The sequence below is a fragment of the Pseudomonas sp. GW456-12-10-14-LB2 genome (assembly GCF_002884345.1).
In the GTDB taxonomy this organism is placed as follows: Bacteria; Pseudomonadota; Gammaproteobacteria; order Pseudomonadales; family Pseudomonadaceae; genus Aquipseudomonas; species Aquipseudomonas paraglycinae.
This window is the reverse complement of the sequence record NZ_POHV01000015.1, coordinates 17,275-34,647: the sequence shown is the minus strand read 5'-3', so window position 1 is coordinate 34,647 and position 17,373 is coordinate 17,275. Positions and strand designations below refer to the sequence as shown.

General features: G+C 61.7%; 18 protein-coding genes. 7 read left to right on the top strand and 11 right to left on the bottom strand.

Translation table 11 applies throughout. The annotated features are described in order from the left end of the window. Positions 1–216: 216 nt before the first annotated feature. The 3 genes from C1X29_RS12630 (at position 217) to C1X29_RS12620 (ending at position 2,026) form a co-directional block, all read left to right on the top strand. Positions 217–687 (top strand): hypothetical protein, encoded by a 471-nt coding sequence (locus C1X29_RS12630; protein WP_007950541.1) that lies wholly within the window; start codon positions 217–219, stop codon positions 685–687. Next, the gene (locus C1X29_RS12625; RefSeq protein ID WP_102717570.1) at positions 684–881 is read left to right on the top strand and encodes a hypothetical protein; all 198 of its coding nucleotides are present in this window, start codon (positions 684–686) and stop codon (positions 879–881) included. The genes C1X29_RS12630 and C1X29_RS12625 overlap by 4 nt, the downstream gene beginning before the upstream one ends. 128 nt (positions 882–1,009) lie before the next feature. Then, positions 1,010–2,026, top strand: coding sequence for an ABC transporter substrate-binding protein (locus C1X29_RS12620; protein WP_102717569.1), 1,017 nt, complete (start codon positions 1,010–1,012; stop codon positions 2,024–2,026). A 114-nt stretch (positions 2,027–2,140) separates the two neighbouring features. Here C1X29_RS12620 and C1X29_RS12615 read toward each other — a convergent pair whose 3' ends face one another. Beyond that, positions 2,141–4,273, bottom strand: coding sequence for a TonB-dependent siderophore receptor (locus C1X29_RS12615; protein ID WP_102717568.1), 2,133 nt, complete (start codon positions 4,271–4,273; stop codon positions 2,141–2,143). Between the two features lie 93 nt (positions 4,274–4,366). Continuing rightward, complete coding sequence (locus C1X29_RS12610; protein WP_085602912.1) at positions 4,367–4,753, bottom strand: DUF2946 domain-containing protein; 387 nt, start codon at positions 4,751–4,753, stop codon at positions 4,367–4,369. Positions 4,754–4,847: 94 nt separating this feature from the next. Between C1X29_RS12610 and C1X29_RS12605 the strand changes: the two genes are divergently transcribed. Beyond that, positions 4,848–5,288 (top strand): DUF3995 domain-containing protein, encoded by a 441-nt coding sequence (locus tag C1X29_RS12605; RefSeq protein ID WP_102717567.1) that lies wholly within the window; start codon positions 4,848–4,850, stop codon positions 5,286–5,288. Here the strand turns inward: C1X29_RS12605 and C1X29_RS12600 are convergent. The 7 genes from C1X29_RS12600 to C1X29_RS12570 form a co-directional block, all read right to left on the bottom strand. Continuing rightward, positions 5,285–5,647: a Na+/H+ antiporter subunit G gene (locus C1X29_RS12600; RefSeq protein WP_007950534.1), complete on the bottom strand. Its 363-nt coding sequence runs from the start codon at positions 5,645–5,647 to the stop codon at positions 5,285–5,287. The genes C1X29_RS12605 and C1X29_RS12600 overlap by 4 nt on opposite strands. Continuing rightward, the gene (locus C1X29_RS12595; RefSeq protein ID WP_011334688.1) at positions 5,644–5,922 is read right to left on the bottom strand and encodes a K+/H+ antiporter subunit F; all 279 of its coding nucleotides are present in this window, start codon (positions 5,920–5,922) and stop codon (positions 5,644–5,646) included. Before C1X29_RS12595 ends, C1X29_RS12600 begins: the two co-directional genes overlap by 4 nt. Further along, positions 5,919–6,407, bottom strand: a complete 489-nt coding sequence (locus C1X29_RS12590) for a Na+/H+ antiporter subunit E (RefSeq protein ID WP_102687073.1) — start codon at positions 6,405–6,407, stop codon at positions 5,919–5,921. The genes C1X29_RS12595 and C1X29_RS12590 overlap by 4 nt, the downstream gene beginning before the upstream one ends. Next, positions 6,404–8,083: a monovalent cation/H+ antiporter subunit D gene (locus C1X29_RS12585; RefSeq protein WP_085602918.1), complete on the bottom strand. Its 1,680-nt coding sequence runs from the start codon at positions 8,081–8,083 to the stop codon at positions 6,404–6,406. The genes C1X29_RS12590 and C1X29_RS12585 overlap by 4 nt, the downstream gene beginning before the upstream one ends. Further along, entirely contained in the window at positions 8,080–8,424 is a 345-nt protein-coding gene (locus tag C1X29_RS12580) for a Na+/H+ antiporter subunit C (protein ID WP_003192163.1), read from the bottom strand. Before C1X29_RS12580 ends, C1X29_RS12585 begins: the two co-directional genes overlap by 4 nt. Continuing rightward, complete coding sequence (locus tag C1X29_RS12575; RefSeq protein ID WP_102687075.1) at positions 8,424–11,324, bottom strand: monovalent cation/H+ antiporter subunit A; 2,901 nt, start codon at positions 11,322–11,324, stop codon at positions 8,424–8,426. The genes C1X29_RS12580 and C1X29_RS12575 overlap by 1 nt, the downstream gene beginning before the upstream one ends. Before the next feature lie 105 nt (positions 11,325–11,429). Beyond that, entirely contained in the window at positions 11,430–12,368 is a 939-nt protein-coding gene (locus C1X29_RS12570; RefSeq protein WP_102717566.1) for a DMT family transporter, read from the bottom strand. 85 nt (positions 12,369–12,453) lie between these two features. On the opposite strand from C1X29_RS12570, the gene C1X29_RS12565 reads away from it, so the two are divergent. The 3 genes from C1X29_RS12565 (at position 12,454) to C1X29_RS12555 (ending at position 16,112) form a co-directional block, all read left to right on the top strand. Further along, the gene (locus C1X29_RS12565) at positions 12,454–13,017 is read left to right on the top strand and encodes a helix-turn-helix domain-containing protein (RefSeq protein ID WP_007950529.1); all 564 of its coding nucleotides are present in this window, start codon (positions 12,454–12,456) and stop codon (positions 13,015–13,017) included. 216 nt (positions 13,018–13,233) lie between these two features. After that, positions 13,234–14,637 carry an LLM class flavin-dependent oxidoreductase gene (locus C1X29_RS12560; protein ID WP_102717565.1) on the top strand — a complete coding sequence of 468 codons (1,404 nt, stop codon included), beginning with the start codon at positions 13,234–13,236 and terminating at the stop codon, positions 14,635–14,637. A 59-nt stretch (positions 14,638–14,696) separates the two neighbouring features. Then, positions 14,697–16,112 carry an FAD/NAD(P)-binding protein gene (locus tag C1X29_RS12555; RefSeq protein ID WP_102717564.1) on the top strand — a complete coding sequence of 472 codons (1,416 nt, stop codon included), beginning with the start codon at positions 14,697–14,699 and terminating at the stop codon, positions 16,110–16,112. Positions 16,113–16,176: 64 nt separating this feature from the next. Here the strand turns inward: C1X29_RS12555 and C1X29_RS12550 are convergent, their stop codons facing one another. Both C1X29_RS12550 and C1X29_RS12545 read right to left on the bottom strand, forming a co-directional pair. After that, positions 16,177–16,425, bottom strand: a complete 249-nt coding sequence (locus tag C1X29_RS12550; protein ID WP_039767006.1) for a hypothetical protein — start codon at positions 16,423–16,425, stop codon at positions 16,177–16,179. Positions 16,426–16,533: 108 nt separating this feature from the next. Next, positions 16,534–17,268 carry an ABC transporter substrate-binding protein gene (locus C1X29_RS12545; RefSeq protein ID WP_085746179.1) on the bottom strand — a complete coding sequence of 245 codons (735 nt, stop codon included), beginning with the start codon at positions 17,266–17,268 and terminating at the stop codon, positions 16,534–16,536. Positions 17,269–17,373: the final 105 nt, after the last annotated feature.

The following is a 17,373-nucleotide window of genomic DNA, read 5'->3' as shown; positions in this document are numbered from 1 at the left end:
GGCTGACCGTGACGCGTTTTCCTTCAACATTTGGAGAACGTCTTTGCAGGTTTCGTGAGTGGCATTCCAGTAGTCTTGTGCAACTCGCGTTGAATGAGCACTTCGCTCGCTCAGGCGTATATTCGAGTCATTGTGCAACACCTTCGGCCTGGCCGACTTTTACTGCCGTGCGCGCTTTTCGCGTACGGCACTCTTTTCAAGTGTGGGGATGTTTCTTTGGCAGTCAGTAACCTCGATATGCATGCTTTGTTCGTGCTGGGTGATTTGCGGGCAAAGCTGGTCAAGCAGTTTCAATCGCGTTTTGTTTACATCACCGAGCAAAACGCCGAAGGCATTTACGTTGCCGAGATCGACACCGAAAGCGCATTGGTGGTCGATGACAAACCTGGCCTCAAGCTCAAGGTCGGTGATCATTTCAGCGCGTCGGTGCTGCCGAGCCGTGAAGGCGGCAAGATGGACATCCGCTTTCGCGAAATCAAAATGACTGTGTACGGCTTGGGCGACTACGCGTTCGTCACCACGGCCGACGGCCATGCCATTGTGTTCAAGGAAGGCCACAGCGCGGTCACCGTGTTCGCGGCCAATGAACAACTGCAGGAAGGCTTGACCAAGACCCTGAAAGCCGTCACCGCCAAAGCCGCCAAGTGGCGCAAGGGCGAACTGGTGACGTTCAAGGCCAGCGAGTGAGCCGCGCCGATTTCCATTTGCAGAACCTCGACAGCGCCCGTGAAGAAGCACGTCGATTGTTCACTGCAAAGGCCGAAATGAAGGCCGCCTGGCTGGGGTGGGTCGCCTCGCAGATCTACGCCTTGCAGCCTGCGGAATACGCCAGCATGGTCAGACGCGAGCTGAAGAACCTGCAGGAAATTTCTGAAAAGTAGCCTCATCCGTGTCATGCCCCTGAAAAAGCAGGAACCTCGTCTACAGTCAGTTGACTGAGTATTCAGAGGCTTGCGGTCTTCTGTCAGGCCATCCTGCTATTGCTGTGAACAGCACGAGGTGCAAAAGCATGAACGGATTTCGACGGTTGCTGGCCGCTGGCCTGACCTCCTTCGGCTTGATGACGGCGGTGCCTGCGGTGAGCGCGGCACAGGCGCCGATCCACTTTGCCGACCTGAACTGGGAAAGCGGCAGCCTGATCACCGACGTCCTGCGGATCATCGTCGAGAAGGGTTACGGCCTGCCGACCGATACCTTGCCGGGCACCACCATCACCCTTGAGACTGCGCTGGCCAACAATGACATTCAGGTCATCGGCGAAGAGTGGGCCGGGCGCAGTCCGGTATGGGTCAAGGCCGAGGCCGAAGGCAAGGTCGTCAGCCTGGGCGACACGGTCAAAGGCGCCACCGAAGGCTGGTGGGTGCCGGAGTACGTGATCAAGGGCGATCCGGCCAAAGGCATCAAGCCATTGGCGCCGGAGCTGCGCAGTGTCAGCGATCTGAAGAAGTACAAGGACGTGTTCAAGGATCCGGAAACCCCGAGCAAGGGACGGTTCCTCAACAGCCCGATCGGCTGGACGTCGGAGGTGGTGAACAAGCAGAAGCTCACGGCTTACGGCTTGCAGGACGATTTCGTCAATTTCCGCAGCGGCTCCGGTGCGGCACTGGATGCGGAAATCAGCTCATCGATCCGTCGCGGCGAACCGGTGCTGTTCTATTACTGGTCGCCGACCCCACTGCTCGGTAAGTTCAAGCTGATCCAGCTGGAAGAGCCGCCTTTTGATGCCGAGGCCTGGAAAACCCTGACCGACGCCGATAACCCCAATCCGAAACCGACCCGTTCACTGGCCTCTAAGCTGTCGATCGGGGTGTCCACGCCGTTCCAGAAGCAGTATCCGCAGATTGCCGAGTTTTTCAGCAAGGTCGATTTTCCGATTGATGATCTGAACAAGGCGCTGGCCGAAATGAGCGAGAAACACACGGCGCCCCGGGATGCGGCGGTGGCGTTCATGAAGGCGCATCCGGATGTGTGGCAGGCGTGGTTACCGAAGGATGTGGCAGATAAGGTTTCAGCTGATTTGAAATAGAGGCCGTAACGATGGGCCTTATCGCGGGCAAGCCCGCTCCCACAGGTTTTTCGGTGTGCTCTGAGCTTTGAAAACACATCGATTCCTGTGGGGGCGGGCTTGCCCGCGAAGCTTTTAGAAGCGGGTTTGCACAGCCAGCTCAAAGGTGCGCGGTGAGCCGAGGTAATACGCCGGCGACACATGGGCGAACTCGGCATACACCTCATTCGTCAGGTTGCGCACCCGCCCGGTCACGGTGGTGTGCGAATCCACCTGGTAGCTGAGGAAGCTGCCAAACAGCGTGTACGACGGCACGGTCATGGTGTTGGCATTGTCGGCGAACACCGACGCCACATACCGCGCATCGACCCCGCCTTGCCATTGCGGCGAGAAATCGTAGGTCAGCCACAGATTGCCGACCCGGTCCGGCACGTTGGTCGGTGTGTTGCCTTTGCGGGAAACCACTACGCCGGCGGCGTTCTTTTCGTTGAACTCATCGTATTGCGCATCGACCCAGGCGAAGTTGCCTTCGGCCAGCAGCTTGTCGGTGATCCTGAGCGAGCTGGCAATCTCGATGCCCTTCGAAGTCTGTTGGCCGACCGGAATGCTGCTAGTCGGGTCCATCGGATCCGTCACCGCGAAGTCCTTGCGCTCGATGGTGTAGGCGGCCACTGTCGCCGAGCCGCGCCCGTTCAGGTAGTCGAACTTGCTGCCGATTTCCCATTGCTTGCCGGTCGAGACATCGAAGTCCTGGGTGCCATTGGGTTGCTCGGCGGCGGTGCTGTATTGCACGTACACATTGGCTGACGGAATGAACTGGTATGTCAGGCCGATGCGCCCGGTGACCGGCTCCCAGCTGCGCTTCAAATGACGCGGGTTGCTCGCGGTCACCGTGCGATGGTTGGTCACGTCGAGGTCGATATCGTCGTACCGCAGGCCAGTAAGCAGCGAGAGCTTGTCAGTCAGTGCCAGGCGGTTTTCGGCAAACAGCGCTTTGGTGGTGATTTCGTTGGTCTTGTCGCTGACGAAACCCGGCATCGTTCCGGGAATGTCATAGAAATGCCCCGGTCGGTAGTTGTTCGGGTTCACCGTGCTGGCGCCTTTGACGTTCAGCGGCGAGTTGGTGGTCTGGTTGACCTTGTACTCGAATCCGCCGGACCAGGTGGTGTCGAGGCCGAACAGGCTGTTGTCGTGGCGCAGTTCGAACTGGTTGCCGTTCTGCTCGCCCTGGTGCCGAACCTGATAGGCAGTGGAGCGGTTCACCGCGCTGTTGTCGGCGTTGTATTGATAGGTTTCCAGGTTGCGGTAATCACGCTGGCTGTCGAGGTGATAGAGGGTGTTGCGCAGGGTGGTGCTGTCGTTGATCCGGTAGTCGATGATCGAGCGCACCCAGATTGTCCGCTGCTCGTATCGGCCGTCCTCGACGTTGTAGTTGTTGAAGCGGTTGTGCTTGTCGATTTTCAACTCGCCGGCCTTGGGGTTGAGCACCGGCGTGCCCCAGTACGGGCTGTCCTCGTGTTCGTCCTGATATTCCAGGGCCAGGGTGTGCGACAGGTTCGGCGTCAGGTCGCTGAGCAGCGAGAACGCCACGCTCCAGGCATCGCGTTCCTGGCGGTCGATGTAGCCGTTGCTGGTATTGTGGCTGACGTCGAGACGCGCGTAATGCTGCACCTCGGCGCCGGGTTCGCTCAGCGCGTGGTTGAGGCCGAATGCGGTTTCGGTAGTGTCGTAGGTGCCGTAGCTGACCCGACCTTCGATGGCTTGCTCGTCGCGCGTGGCCAGTTTGGTCACGTAGTTCAGCGAGCCGCCGACCGAGCCTGCGCCGTTGATCAGCGACGAGGGGCCGCCGACCAATTCCACCCGATCATAAATCCATGAATCTACGGGGCGAGCCAGGCCGCCGGAAACGTTCACGCCATTGAACATCTGGGTGATCTGGCTGCTGGTGAAACCGCGATAGGAGACGAACCCGCCAAAGCCCGGCGGGGCACTGGCGTTCACACCCGGCAAGGTGTTGGCAGCGTCCTGGAAGTTTTGCGAGCCGTGACGTTCGATGTCATTGCGGTTGGCAATCGCCACCGACGCCGGGGTGTCGCGCACGCTGAGGCCCAGGTGCGAGGCCATGCCACTGGACTGGTCGAGGCTCAGGCCCGGTTCGGCGCCGGACTCGCTGTCAATGGTGATTGGCGCCAGATCCACGGTGGATTGCGCCCAGACGTTGACGGACAGGCAGCCGCACAGGCTCGCCAGCAAGGTAAGTTGTTTCATCGATTGAATCCTGAATGCTTGTCTAGGAGTCAGCGCACAGGCGAACGCCGCGCGTTGGCGCAGTGGGCTGACAAATCAAAAAGGCAAGGACACTCAGGCGAGCGGCGGGGCGCGAGGGTTGGCCGAAGGCCAGATGAAGCGGGCAGGGAGGTCGGCGCTGACGATGACCGGCAGCGGCGGGCTGTGTTGTTCAGGCAGGATCGCGAGGGTCAGGCTGGAGTTGAACGCCGGGCCCATGCCGCCTGTGGAGCACAGCGGACAACCGAAGGCCTTGGCCAGGGTCGGCAGTTTTTCTTCGGCGGGATTCGAGGCGAGCGGCGCCTGGGTGCTCGGGTCGACGGCGCAGAACTGGCCGCCGATACCGTTGAGCTGCATGCCGACCATTTGTCCGTGACCGATGCTGCAGGCGAACACGTTGAACAGGACGCAGCAATAGAGCATCCAGGCCAGCAGTGAGCGATCGGTACGGGTGAATTTCATGGGGCGGCACTTTACCGCACCGCCGACCGGTCGTGCACATGGAAAAATGCCGACTAGGATGTTTTGTTCAAATCCCTTTAAAGGATTCTCGACCATGACCTTTGTGTTGGCTCAATGGCTGGTGACGATATTTGCGGTGATCAGCCTGATGCATGTGTATTGGGCGATGGGTGGGCAGTGGGCGGCCGTGGCGGTGGTGCCGCAGGTTCCGGTGGACAACGGCGGACTGACGCTCAGGCCGGCGTTCAAGCCGTCAGGCTGGATCACGCTGGTGGTGGCGGCAGCCCTGCTACTGATTGCCGCACTGGTGTGCATGCGAGTGGGGTGGTGGCTGCCCGCCGTGCATGACTGGGCGCTGCAATGGGTGATCAGCGCGATTGCGCTGCTGATGTTTGCACGGGCAATCGGCGATTCGGAGCTGGTGGGGTTTTTCAAGGAAGTGAAGGGGTCGCGGTTCGCCCGGCTCGACACTTGGGTTTACTCGCCGCTGTGTCTGATATTGGGAGCCGGGCTGTTGGCTGTTGCCTGGATTTAACTGCCGGTTTCAGTGCGCCGGCTGCTGACCTCGGCCGGCACGTCATCTCCGGCCATACGCTTGCGGAACAACGCCGCTCGCGCCAGCAACAGGGTAGTCACCGGTACGGTGATCGACAGCAGAATCGGGATCAGCCATGCATGGAGCACCGGCCCGGACTTGAGCGCCGAAAAACAGATGATCGACGCCAGCGCCACGCACCACGCGCCCAACGTCGAGGCCAGCGCCGGCGGGTGCATGCGCTGGAAGTAATCTTTCATCCGCAGCAGGCCGGTCGCGCCGATCAGGGCGAACACGCCGCTGAGGACCAGCAGGATCGCCACCGGGATTTCCACCCAGAGAGACAGTTCAGCGTTCATTCGATCACCTCGCCACGCAGGAGGAACTTCGCCAAAGCAAACGAGCCGACGAAGCCGAACAGCGCGATCAGCAGCGCCGCTTCGAAGTAGGTGTCACTGGCATAACGAATCCCCAGGGTCAGCATCATCAGCATGGCGACGATGTACAGGTAATCCAGCGCCAGTACCCGGTCTTGCGCCGACGGGCCTTTGAACAGGCGCACCAGCGTGAGGACCATGGCCAGGGAAAACAGGAACAGCGTCAGCAGAATCGCGTTCGACAGCAGCGGGCTCATTCGAAAATCTCCATCAATGGCCGCTCGTAAGTGACCTTGAAGTGCTGGATGAATTGCGCTTCGTCATCCAGATCCCACACGTGCAGCAACAGAATGCTGCGATCCAGCGCCAGCTCCGACCATACCGTGCCGGGCACGACCGTACAGATCATCGACAGCGCCGCCAGACCGTTGGCATCGCGCAGGTCCAGAGGCACCTTGATGAAGCGTGAACGAAGCGGCCGACGACCGGCGTTGAGTACACCCCAGGCCACCTGCAGGTTCGAGACGATCACATCGCGCCCGACCAGCAGAAACAATCGCAGGATCGTGCCCGGGCGGCGGATGTGAATCCGTTGCGGGCGCAGCTTGCGCATCATCAGTGGAGCGCTGAAACCGAGTACGGCACCCAGCAGCAGATTGCCCGGGCTGACCGACAGGTTCAGCACCAGCCAGAGCAACCACAGCGCAAGCGACAGCCAAGGAGCAGGAAACAGACGTTTCATGGTTGCACCTCCAGCAGCGCAGCCTTGGCTTCCGGGCTCGGCACGGCGCGGGTGCCGAGCACTGCCATTACGTATTGCTGCGGATTGTTCAGCGCATCGGCCGCTGCCTGGGTGTAACGCAACAGCGGTTCAGCCTTGAAGGTCAGCGCGATGCTCAGCCCGAGCAGCAGGAAAATCGGCGTGCATTCCAGTTTGCGCAGCAGGGGCGACGGGCGCTCTTCGGGCGACCAGAAGCGCTGGATGCCCAGGCGCGAGAACGCCATCAGCGAGCCGAGTCCGGTGAGGATCAGCAGGGCCAGCAACGCCCATGCGGCATTCGAGATCGGTTCGCCGGCGCCGAGGCCCAGCGGGTTGAGCAGGGCGCCGATCAGGCTCAGCTTGCCGATGAAACCGGACAGCGGCGGCATACCGATAATCAGCAGCGCGCAGGCAATGAAGCTCAGGCCGAGGAAGGCCATGGTCCACGGGATCACCTGACCGACCACGGCTTTCTGATCGTCGTCGAGGTTGATGCCCTTGACCGGACGCTGCCACTCCTGCGGACGCGGCAGCAGTTCGTTTTCATCTTCCAGCGGCACTTCGATGGCGGTACGCGAGCGTTCGATCAACTCAGCCAGCAGGAACAGCGCGCTCAACGCCAGGGTCGAGCTGACCAGATAGAACAGCGCGGCGCCGATCAGATTGGGTTGGGCAAAACCCACGGCCGACAGCAGGATCCCCGCCGACACCAGAATGCTCAGGCTAGCCATGCGTTCCAGGCGTTGCGCGGCAATGATTGCCACGCCCGCACCGGCCATGGTCGCCATGCCGCCGTAGATCAGCCAGTCACCGCCGAAGTAAGCCGAAGCGCCCGCTTGGCCCGAGAACAGCAGCGTCCACAGACGCAGCAAGGTGTAGACGCCGACCTTGGTCATGATCGCGAACATCGCCGCCACCGGCGCGCTGGCCGACGAGTAGGCCGGTACCAGCCAGAAGTTCAGTGGCCACATGCCGGCCTTGGCCAGGAACGCCACGGCCAGAATCCCTGCGCCAGCGTGCAGCAGGCCTCGGTCGGCTTCCGGCACCAGCGGGATCTTCAGGGCCAGATCCGCCATGTTCAGCGTGCCGGTCACGCCGTAGATTAATGCCGCGCCGATCAAAAACAGCGACGAGGCCAGCAGGTTGATCGAAATGTAATGCAGCCCCGACGACACCCGCGCCCGGCCCGAGCCGTGGAGCAGTAAACCGTAGGACGCGGCGAGCAGCACCTCGAAGAATACGAACAGGTTGAACAGGTCCGCCGTCAGGAATGCGCCGTAAAGTCCCATCAACTGAATCTGGAACAAGGCGTGGAAGCTCGACCCCGCGCCGTCCCAGCGGGCCATGGCGAAGAGCAGGGCGCTGACGCCAATGATTCCGGTCAGCACCAGCATCAATGCCGACAGACGATCGACCACCAGCACGATGCCGAACGGCACCTGCCAGTTGCCCGGCAGATAAACCCCAATCGAACCGGGAACGCCGGTGGTCTGGGTCCATTGCAGCAGCATTACCGAGATGCCGAGGCCGAGGAGGCTGGAGAACAGGTTGATTTTCGCCTTCAGTGGTCGGTGCTTCTCGCCGAGCATCAGCATGATGGCGGCGGTCAGCAGCGGCAGCAGGATCGGTGCGGCGATCAGGTGAGTCATCGCCGTCATTCCTTGGGCTCCCTTCCGTCAACGTGGTCGGTGCCGGTCAGGCCCCGTGAGGCCAGCAGCACCACCAGAAACAAAGCGGTCATGGCGAAGCTGATGACGATGGCCGTCAGCACCAGCGCCTGGGGCAGCGGGTCGGTGTAATTGAGCAGATCCTGCGGCACGCCGTCCTTGATGATCGGCTCCTTGCCGATGAACAGGCTGCCCATGCTGAAGATGAACAGGTTGACGCCGTAAGAGAGCAGGCATAGGCCCATCACCACCTGGAATGTCCTTGGCCGCAGGATCAGCCAGACCCCGGACGCGGCGAGCACGCCGATGGCGATTGCGATGACTTCTTCCATCAGACGGCTCCTTTGGCGGCAGCGGTTTTGTGGCCCCGGACCGATTGGTGGGCGAGGGCGGTGAGGATCAGCAAGGTCGAGCCGACCACCACGGCGTAGACGCCGATATCGAAGAACAGCGCGCTGGCGATATGGATGTCACCCAGCAGCGGCAGGCTGAAATGCCAGGTGTGGGTGGTGAGGAACGGATAACCCACCACCATCGCCCCGAGGCCGGTGACGGTGGCGAACAGCAGGCCGGTGCCCATCCAGCGCAGTGGGCGCAGGCTCATTTGCGCCTCGACCCACTGGGTGCCGGCGACCATGTATTGCAGGATGAACGCCACCGACATCACCAGACCGGCGACAAAGCCGCCACCCGGCTGGTTGTGCCCGCGCATGAACAGGTAGAACGACACCACCAGCGCAATCGGCAGCAACAGACGCACCAGCACCGCCGGCACCATCATGAAACCGAGCGCGGTGTCGCTGGCCGAGCGCGGGTTGACCAGATCGGTGACCACGTCGGGGGCGAGCAGGCGCTGCTGGGCCGGCAGTTGCAGGCTTTCTTTCGGCGGGCGGAAGCGACGCAGCAGGGCGAACACGGTCAGTGCCACGGCGGCCAGCACCGTGATTTCGCCAAGGGTGTCGAAACCACGGAAATCCACCAGCATCACGTTGACCACGTTGCTGCCGCCGCCCTCGGGCAGGGCGCGGCTCAGGTAAAACGAGGAAATGTCGTTCGGCGTCTGCCGGGTCAGCATCGCGTAGGACAGCAGCGCCATGCCGCCACCAACGGCAATCGACAGCAGCAAGTCGCGCAGACGCCGTACCCGCGCCTTGCGCAGGCTGCTTGGCAGCGGCGAAACCTCTTCGATCCGCCGTGGCAGCCAGCGCAGGCCGAGCAGGATCAACACGGTGGTCACCACTTCGACCACCAGTTGCGTCAGGGCCAGATCCGGCGCCGAGAACCAGACGAAGGTCACGCACGTCATTAGCCCGCAGACGCTGACCATGGTCAGGGCCGCGAGACGGTGATACTTGGCCTGCCACGCGGCGCCGAGGGCGCAGGCGATTGCCAGCAGCCACAGGGTCACGAACACGATCGAGCCAGGGATCTTCGGCCGGTCGCCCCAGCTCAGGCTGCTGTGCAGCATTGGGATCAGGCCGGCCAGCACTGCCGCCAACACCATCAGGAACAGCTGGGTTTGCAGACGCTTGGTGCCGATGCGCCGCTCCAGCCGCCGGGCCAGGCGCATCATCGCCACCAGACTGCGCTCGAACATTCGCTTGCCGTTGAGGCGGCCCGCCAGCGGCGGATACTTGAAGCGGCCGCGCTTGAGCTGGTTGCGCAGTAGCAGATAGACCACGATACCGCCGGACATGGCGATCAGGCTCATGATCATCGGTGCATTGAGGCCGTGCCAGATCGCCAGGCTGTATTCCGGCAGCACGCCACCCACCACCGGCAAGGCGGCAGTGGCCAGCAACGGGCCTACAACTTGTGCCGGGAAAATCCCTACCAGCAAACAGGTGAACACCAGCAACTCAACTGGCGCGCGCATCCAGCGTGGCGGTTCGTGCGGGGTGTGCGGCAGGTCGGTGGCGGTCGGGCCGAAGAACACATCAACAGTGAAGCGCAGTGAATAGGCCACGCTGAACGTGCCGGCAATCGTCGCGACGATAGGCAACGCGGCTTCGACCCACGCCGTGGCGTTGATGAACACGGTTTCGGCGAAGAACATTTCTTTCGACAGGAAACCGTTGAGCAGCGGCACCCCGGCCATGGATGCACTGGCCACCATCGCCAGGGTGGCGGTGAACGGAATCAGTTTGAACAGGCCGTTGAGTTTGCGGATGTCGCGGGTGCCGCTTTCGTGGTCGATGATCCCCGCGGCCATGAACAGCGAAGCCTTGAAGGTCGCGTGGTTGAGAATGTGGAACACCGCCGCCACGGCGGCCAGCGGGCTGTTCAGGCCGAGCAGCAGCGTGATCAGGCCGAGATGGCTGATGGTCGAGTAGGCCAGCAGTCCTTTGAGATCGTTCTGGAACATCGCGCAGTACGCGCCGAGCAATAGCGTGGCGGCACCGGCGCCGCTGACGATGTAGAACCATTCTTCGCTGCCGGACAGCGACGGCCACAGCCGGGCCAGCAGGAAAACCCCTGCCTTGACCATGGTCGCCGAATGGAGGTACGCCGAAACCGGTGTGGGCGCCGCCATCGCGTGCGGCAGCCAGAAGTGGAAGGGGAACTGGGCGCTTTTGCTGAGGGCGCCGATAAGAATGAGGGGGAGCAGGATGGGGTAGAGGGCATGTGCGCGAATCAGATCGCCGGCGGCCAGGACCTTGTCCAGGTCATAGCTGCCGACCACATGGCCGAGGATCATGACCCCCGCCAGCAGACATAATCCGCCCGCACCGGTGACCATCAACGCCATGTACGCACCACGGCGCGCGTCGTGGCGGTGGTGCCAGTAGCCGATCAACAGGAACGAGAAAAGGCTGGTCAGCTCCCAGAAGAACACGATTTGAATCAGGTTGCCGGAGATCACCAGCCCCAGCATGGCGCCCATGAACGCCAGAAAGAACGCAAAGAAACGCGGCACCGGATCGTCCGGCGACATGTAATAACGGGCATATAAGGAAACGAGGGTGCCGATGCCCAGCACCAGCATCGAGAACAGCCAGGCGAAGCCGTCCATGCGCAGGACGAAGTTCAGGCCCAGGCTGGGCAGCCACGTGAATTCTTCGCGGATCACGCCGCCGTGGGCGATCTGCGGGTATAGCAGCGCGACCGAGACAGTCCCGACCAGTGCGACCAGACCTGCCAGCAGGGATTCGGCGTTACGTGCGTTGTGCGGCAGCACGGCTGCCAGACAGCTGCCCAGAAAAGGCAGAAGCAGTAGAACTATCAGGGACATAGGCTTCTAATCTGCGGAAGTTTGTGAAGCATCATACGTGCCAGCTCCCGGATCGCCAAACGCGAGGATGTCTCTGAATCCTACAAAGTAGCCGTAAAACCCCGTTTAGCCTTCGGTCTCGTGCTCCAATTCTTCCGTGACCGTTTGTGTCTCTTTGCCTTTGGTCTTCAATTCACTGACGATCACTGCCGCCACGATCAGCCCCGCACCCACCAATGCAATCGCTGGCAAACGCTCCCCCGCGATGCGCCCGACGATTCCGGCCCACACCGGCTCACCGGCGTAGATCAAGGTCGCTCGGGTCGGCGAAACACTTTTCTGCGCCCAGTTCATCGCCACCTGAATCGCCGCACTCATCGCGCCCAGGCCCAGAGCCGTACTCAGCAACAGCCACGAGAAGTCCGGAATTGCCTCGCCGGTCGGTACCACCATCAAAAACGACAGCACCGAAGTCGTCGCCAGTTGCACAACGGTTACGCGACGCACATCGACCTGCCCGGCATAGTTGCTGATCAGGATGATTTCGGCTGCTATCGCGATGGCGCTGATCAGCGTGGCGATTTCACCGGGGCTGAAATTCAGCGAAGCACCGGACGGCCCGGAAAGCAGCATCAGCCCGGTAAACGCCAGCATGATGCCAATGCTCGGCATCAAACCCGGGCGCCGGCCGAGAACCAGCCATTGCAGCAGAGGCACGAACGGCACGTACAGCGCGGTGATGAACGCCGACTGGCTGCTTGGAATGCTCTGCAAACCGACAGTCTGCAAACCGTAACCGAGCAGGATCGCCACGCCGATAAAGGCACCGGCCTTGAGTTCGAACAGGGTCAGCTCACGCAGGTGCTTCCAGGAGAACAGCGCAACGATGCCCGCGGCGGCAGCAAAGCGCAGGCCGACGAAAAACATCGGACCGCTGACGGTCATCGCGTGCTGCACCAACAGAAAGGTGCCGCCCCAAAGCATGGTGATCAGCACCAGCACGCACTCGGCTTTGCTGAATCGGGAAAACCGCAGGGAAGATTGGGAGGGATTGGCTGACGTCATGACCTTGCGCACTTTTAAGGAGGAGACGCACAATGCGCCAAATGTTGCGCAGTATACTGCCCAACTCCAGCCAGTGAGCAATATAGTGCACAAAGATTCCGTTCAGCGGGCTTCGGTCCTGCAACACGTCAGCCAGAACGTCCGGCGCCTGCGCCACGCCGCCGACATGAGCCAGACGGCCCTCGCGGAAAAGTCCGGGGTCAGCCGGCGGATGCTGGTGGCCATCGAGGCCGGCGAGAAGAATGTCAGCCTGACCACCCTCGACCGCGTCGCCGAAGCCCTCGAAGTGGCCTTCAGTGATCTGATCCAGGCCCCGGACAATCGCGATCCCGGCCGGATCAACGAACTTGCCTGGGCCGGCAGCATCCCCGGCAGCAAAGCCGTTTTGCTATCCAAGGCCAATGCCACCCGCGCGGTGGAGCAGTGGGAATGGTGCCTGCAACCGGGTGAGGTCTATCCCTCGCAACCGGACGCCGAAGGCTGGAGCGAGCAGATTTTCGTGTTCGAAGGCTGCCTGACGCTGATGCTCGGCGATCAACCCCAGCGCATCGCCGCCGGGGAGTTTTTCATGTTCGCCAGCAACCAGCCGCACACCTATCGCAATGACGGGGAAGTGGCGGCGCGCTTCGTGCGAAATGTGGTGATCTGACTGTTGCAGGGCCGACAGCGGATAAACAGTTTGCTCCATCCTGCGTGCAGACTGCTTTAGGTTGTTATCTCAATCTATTGATAAATAAAGAAAATGTATTCAGGCATGACTCCTGCTATGGGTTCTGGATCCTCATCCGGAAACCACGGAGTCGCCTCACATGATCGCTTCAAATCAAACCGCTAAACGCCTCCTGAACATCGGGAGTACCGTCTGATGCCCCGCGAAATCCGTCTCAACGCCTTCGACATGAACTGCGTCGGTCATCAGTCGCCGGGCCTGTGGGCTCACCCTCGGGATCGCTCCTGGCAGTACAAGGATCTGGAGTACTGGACCGATCTGGCGAAAATCCTCGAGCGCGGCAAGTTCGACGGTTTGTTTATCGCCGATGTGCTGGGCATCTACGACGTGTACAACGGCAATGGCGAAGCGGCGATCCGGCAGGCGGCGCAGGTGCCGGTCAACGATCCGTTGCAGTTGATCCCACCGATGGCGCTGGTCACCGAGCACCTGGGCTTCGGTCTGACCGCTTCGCTGTCCTTCGAGCATCCGTATCCATTCGCACGACGCCTGTCGACCCTCGATCACCTGACCAAAGGCCGTGCCGGCTGGAACATCGTCACCTCTTATCTGGAGAGCGGCGCGAAGAACATCGGCCAGCAAGCCCAGACCGAACATGACGCACGCTACGACTTCGCCGAAGAATACCTCGAGGTCTGCTACAAACTCTGGGAAGGAAGTTGGGAAGAGGGCGCGATTCTGCGCGATCGCGAACGGCGGATCTTCAGTGACCCGAGCAAGATTCACGAGATCCGCCACCACGGGAAACACTTTCAGGTGCCGGGCATTCACCTTTGCGAACCGTCGCCGCAGCGCACGCCGGTTCTCTATCAGGCGGGTGCTTCCAGCCGGGGCAAGCAGTTTGCCGCCGAGCATGCCGAATGCGTTTTTGTCGCTGTCCCGTCGAAAGTGCTGCTGAAGAAAACCGTGGCCGACATCCGCCGCCGCGCCGCCGAGGCCGGGCGTGATCCGTCGAAGATCCTGATTTTCAACCTGCAAACCGTGATCCTCGGCGAAACCGACGCCAAGGCCAAAGCCAAATTCGAAGAATACAAATCCTGGGTCAGCTACGAAGGCGCGATGGCGCTGATTTCCGGCTGGACCGGCATCGACTTCAGCCGCTTCAAACCGGACGAACCGCTCAAGCATGTGCACACCAACGCGATTCAATCGGCGGTCGAGGCGTTTTCCACGGCGGATCCGAACAAGGTCTGGACCCCCAACGAACTGGCCGACTGGGTCGGCATCGGCGGCTTCGGCCCGTTGTTCGTCGGCAGCCCGGAAACGGTGGCGGACCTGTTGCAGGAATGGGTCGACGAAACCGACGTCGACGGCTTCAACCTGGCCTACGCGCTGACCCACGAAACCTTCATCGACGCCGTGGAAGTGCTGGTGCCGGAGTTGCAGAAGCGCGGGGTCTACAAGACCGAGTACGCGCCGGGGACCTTGCGCGAGAAGCTGTTTGGCGAAGGGCCGAGACTGCCGGAGGTTCATCCGGGCAGCGTCTATCGAAACCTCGGCGAGCTGCATCGGCAGGAGAAAAAAGTCGCGTCCGTCTAGACGCCTTCGCGGCGTCTGAATGACACTGCCTTGAGCAAACCCTCTGCAGCGAGAACGGCATGACTCAAACCGATACGACCGCACTGCGTCACGCCGACATCCTGATTGTCGGCGGCGGCCTCAGCGGCACGATGCTGGCGGTGCAATTGCTGCGTTTGCCGGGGCGCAGAAAGATTCTGGTGATCGAGCCCCGGGCCGAGCTGGGCCGGGGCGAAGCGTACAGTGCGGTGGAACTGGGCCACACGCTTAACGGCAACGCGGCGCGGATGAGCGTTGACCCGGACAATGCCGATGACCTGACCCAGTGGCTGACCGCTCACATCGCCGGTGGCGGCTGGCCGGAGTCGGATCAGCAACATGTGCCGGTCAGCGAACTGTTTCCACCTCGGGGGCTGTTTGGCGTGTATGTGCAACAGCGTCTCGCCGAAGCGCAGCAGGTGGGCGCGCAACACGGTTCTACGGTCGAGCATGTGCGCGCCGAAGTGGTCGATGTTCAGGCCTCCAGTGATTCCGTGCAGCTCACCTTGAGTAACGGTCAGCAATTGCTCGGGGCTTTTGCCGTGTTGGCGACCGGGATGTTCCCGGCTGCCCGCACCCCGCAAAAAGAATCCAGTGGTCTCAACGCGGCGGCACTCGATCCGTGGGATGTCGCGGCCATGCGCCAGCTCGATCCGCAATCGACGGTGCTGATCATCGGCTCCGGCCTGACCATGGTCGATGCCGTGGTGTCGCTGGAGCAGGCCGGGCATCGCGGGCCGATCGAGGTGTTTTCCCGGCACGGGTTGTTGCCCCATGTGCGTCGGCAACCGCCCGCGTGGGTGGACTTCCTCGCCGAGGATCACAGCATTCGCACACCACGCCAGTTACTGCGCGAATTGCGCCGGCATTGCCGCGACGCCATCGCACAGGGCATCGACTGGCAGGCGCCGCTTGACACCGTGCGTGCGCACATCGGCCGGTTATGGAGTCAGGCCAGCGATGTGCAGCGCCGGCAATTCGTGCGGCATGTGCGGCCGTGGTGGGAAAGTCATCACCATCGTTCGCCGCCGCTGAGTGCGGAACTGGTCGAGCGTCTGCACCGGGAAGGGCGATTGCGCATTCATGCGGCGTCTTACAAGGGTCTTGAGCCTGCATCGGGCGACGGCGTGAGTATCCTCATTCGCCCTCGCGGTGAGGCCGAAACCCGCGTAGTGCAGGGCGCGGCGTTGATCAATTCCAGCGGCATCGAATACGACTGGCGCCGGGTCGCGCGACCTTTGCCGCAGCAGTTGCTGGCGCGCGGTCTGGTTCGTCCAGGGCCGCTGGCACTGGGGATCGCGGCAGAGGTGGACGGTGCGGTGCTGGATGTCGAGGGCCGGGTCTCGAACCGCCTGTTTGCCATGGGCCCGCCGTTGCGTGGCATGTGGTGGGAAAGCACCGCCGTCACCGATGTGGCGTTGCAGGCCAAGGCACTGGCCGCGCGACTGGTTCGCTGATGCCCAAATGCAAGAAACCCCGCTTCGGCGGGGTTTCCTGTTTCTGGCAGCTCAAACCGATCACTCAGTAGCGCTGATATTTGGAACCGAATTCCGGGCGATTTTCCGCGACGTACAGTTTGGTCTGTTCGGCGTTCTGTTGCAGTTTGAGGCCTTGGTGTTCGGCGTCGTTGCTGACGGTGTCGACGTTCAGGGTGCCGGACTGGCCGACGGTCGCCGCCGCGACAACCGGGGTGCTGGCGTGTGGGGCGGCGATGGCGGAGGTGGCGCCAATCAGAGAAACAATGAAGCCGAGTGCGATGATGTCTTTCATGATGTTGCTCCAGAGAGTGGGGAGAAGATGGGGCCCACTGTAGTGCTGGAGGGGTTTGATGTGAAAACACCCTTGCGCATAGTTGTTATCGAAGGTGTTGATGCGCGATCAGCGCGGTAGGGTATTGCTCAGCCAGCGCTGGCGCAGTTGCTCCAGACGACCGTCGGCCCGCAATGTATCCAGCGCCTGCTGCCAGCGTGCGACCTGTTCCGGATCGGTCTGCGGCGAAAAGGCAATGTAGGTGTTCTGTTTCATCAACGGGATCTGGTACTGCAAGCGTCCCGGCTCCATGCCTTGTTCGCGGGCGAGGGCGGCTTTGGACCAGGTATCGGAGACCACGAAATCGGTACGCCCCAGGCTGAACAGTCGCATCATCTGCTCCGGGGTTTCCACGCCGTAGAGGTTGTTCAGGTCTTGCCCTTGCAGATAGCTGTAGACCAGCCATTTGCGCGGTACGGTGATCCGGCCCAGGTGATCGGCTTCACGCAGGCTGTGCACGGGAGGCTGGAGATTGTCGCGGGCGTATAGCGCGGTTTCGACTTCGATCAGCGGCCCGACCCATTGATAGCGATCGTCGCGCGCATCGGTACGCAGCACGGTGAATACGCCGGTGTCGGGCGTGTCGCTGGCCATGCGCAGGGCGCGCAGCAGCGGGACTTGTTGCAGATGGATGCGGTCGCCGGTCTGGGTCGCCAGAGCCTGCACCACGTCCACACCGAATCCTGCGAGCTGATTGCCTTGCATGAAATGCAGGGGCGGGTGGTTGTCGGTGAGCAGTTGCAGATCCGCCGCGGTGGCCGTCAGGGCCAGCATGGACAGCAGACAGGCGGCAAATCGTTTCATGGATCGTCCCTGAACAAATCAATCGCGCAGCTTAGTACGAGCCATGGCGGCTGTCGTGGGGAAACAGCGGGCTTTTGTGTCAGAGAACAAGGCTTATCGGTAGTG

Excerpts from the sequence above, each read along its gene's own strand:
- C1X29_RS12570 (WP_102717566.1), bottom strand. The coding sequence starts at position 12,368 with ATGACGTCAGCCAATCCCTCCCAATCTTCCCTGCGGTTTTCCCGATTC.
- C1X29_RS12615 (WP_102717568.1), bottom strand. The coding sequence starts at position 4,273 with ATGAAACAACTTACCTTGCTGGCGAGCCTGTGCGGCTGCCTGTCCGTC.
- C1X29_RS12595 (WP_011334688.1), bottom strand. The coding sequence starts at position 5,922 with ATGAGCCCGCTGCTGTCGAACGCGATTCTGCTGACGCTGTTCCTGTTT.
- C1X29_RS12620 (WP_102717569.1), top strand. The coding sequence starts at position 1,010 with ATGAACGGATTTCGACGGTTGCTGGCCGCTGGCCTGACCTCCTTCGGC.
- C1X29_RS12550 (WP_039767006.1), bottom strand. The coding sequence starts at position 16,425 with ATGAAAGACATCATCGCACTCGGCTTCATTGTTTCTCTGATTGGCGCC.
- C1X29_RS12610 (WP_085602912.1), bottom strand. The coding sequence starts at position 4,753 with ATGAAATTCACCCGTACCGATCGCTCACTGCTGGCCTGGATGCTCTAT.
- C1X29_RS12590 (WP_102687073.1), bottom strand. The coding sequence starts at position 6,407 with ATGAAACGTCTGTTTCCTGCTCCTTGGCTGTCGCTTGCGCTGTGGTTG.
- C1X29_RS12605 (WP_102717567.1), top strand. The coding sequence starts at position 4,848 with ATGACCTTTGTGTTGGCTCAATGGCTGGTGACGATATTTGCGGTGATC.
- C1X29_RS12600 (WP_007950534.1), bottom strand. The coding sequence starts at position 5,647 with ATGAACGCTGAACTGTCTCTCTGGGTGGAAATCCCGGTGGCGATCCTG.
- C1X29_RS12585 (WP_085602918.1), bottom strand. The coding sequence starts at position 8,083 with ATGACGGCGATGACTCACCTGATCGCCGCACCGATCCTGCTGCCGCTG.
- C1X29_RS12545 (WP_085746179.1), bottom strand. The coding sequence starts at position 17,268 with ATGAAACGATTTGCCGCCTGTCTGCTGTCCATGCTGGCCCTGACGGCC.
- C1X29_RS12555 (WP_102717564.1), top strand. The coding sequence starts at position 14,697 with ATGACTCAAACCGATACGACCGCACTGCGTCACGCCGACATCCTGATT.
- C1X29_RS12580 (WP_003192163.1), bottom strand. The coding sequence starts at position 8,424 with ATGGAAGAAGTCATCGCAATCGCCATCGGCGTGCTCGCCGCGTCCGGG.
- C1X29_RS12560 (WP_102717565.1), top strand. The coding sequence starts at position 13,234 with ATGCCCCGCGAAATCCGTCTCAACGCCTTCGACATGAACTGCGTCGGT.
- C1X29_RS12575 (WP_102687075.1), bottom strand. The coding sequence starts at position 11,324 with ATGTCCCTGATAGTTCTACTGCTTCTGCCTTTTCTGGGCAGCTGTCTG.